General features: G+C 33.2%; 1 pseudogene. It reads right to left on the reverse strand.

Annotation, left to right across the window (positions count from 1 at the left end):
• Nucleotides 1-579: 579 nt before the first annotated feature.
• Nucleotides 580-1319 (reverse strand): annotated as a pseudogene (locus F6K13_RS33395) (ATP-binding cassette domain-containing protein); the annotation flags it as partial.
• Nucleotides 1320-1365 lie beyond the last annotated feature (46 nt).

A 1365-nucleotide genomic window follows, 5' to 3' on the forward strand; every position in this document is an offset into this window, starting at 1 on the left:
TGGAGTAGGGGAGAATTTTTTTGCCCAACTCTTGCTAAAAATGTGCTCCTTTTTGAGCATGAAGAGCTGAAAACCATGTACTTTTTCAATACCTAAAAAAGCTAAAACCTTTATCTGGTAATTATTTAAGATTTAATCAGCAAACCCTAAATAAAGACAAAAAATAATTTTCCCTCATCCTATCCCTTTTCAGGAGATGTAATTATTAATTGTTATACCAATTCTCATGTATTAATACTATATTTAGGCAACACTTCAGTTATTAAGTAATATCATGTCCGGTAGCATCGTTTGTGTATAAAATTAAGGTGATAATAGGAGAAAACCTTCTGCCTCCTGCCTCCTGCCTCCTGCCTTCCTTCCACCAAAGTCTAATTATTCAACCGGACATGATATAATTAATCCTGTCCCGGTCGCATTTTTGCTAATAATTAGCAAGTTTAGGAGCTTTCAGCATCTATTACATCAAATGATATTTTTGTCAAGTTTTATGTTAAGAAAGATGTTTATAAAGCATAGCTTTTAGGAAGAGGTAATTATTCATTATTCATTATTCATTATTCATTATTCATTATTCCTCTAAGAATTTATTTCTGCCAACTCTAACCACCTTTCTGTGGCAGTATCTATTTCTTTTTCTAAACTTTCTACTTTTTCATGGAGTTGTTGAACTTCACTTACTTCTCCAGGAGGTGCATTATAAAGTTCATTTTCAGTCTTTTCCTTCTCCGCTTCTAACTGAGCAATTTTTTTCTCCAAACTCTCATATTCTCGCTTTTCTTTTGACGATAATTTTCTTTGTTTATTCTTATCCCAAGAAACCCTTTCTGATTTTTTTGGTTTAGCTGAAATTTCCTTAGACTTTTCTGCAACTGCCACAGCTTTTTTTGTTGCTGCTTCTACTTCTTTATAATCTATATAAAGAGAATAATTTCCCGGATACTGTCGTAAATTTCCTACTCCTTCAAAAGCAAAAATTCTATCTACAGTCCGGTCAAGAAAATAACGGTCGTGAGAAACAACAATTACACAACCATTAAACTCTTCCAGATACTCTTCTAAAACTGCCAAAGTTTGTACATCTAAATCATTAGTAGGTTCATCCAAAATCAAAACATTCGGCGCACTCATCAATACTTTTAAAAGAAATAATCGTCTTTTTTCTCCTCCGGAAAGTTTATATACAGGAGCATATTGTTGATTACCAGGAAACAGAAATCTTTCCAACATTTGAGACGCACTAATTGAGTACCATCAGCAGTTTCCACATACTCTGCTACATCTTTTATATAATCAATTACCCGTTGACCAACATTCAGAAAATTTGTTGGATGCTATGAATGAAAGTCAACGGGTAATTGATTA

Source organism: Okeania sp. SIO2B9, assembly GCF_010672505.1.
In the GTDB taxonomy this organism is placed as follows: Bacteria; Cyanobacteriota; Cyanobacteriia; order Cyanobacteriales; family Microcoleaceae; genus Okeania; species Okeania hirsuta.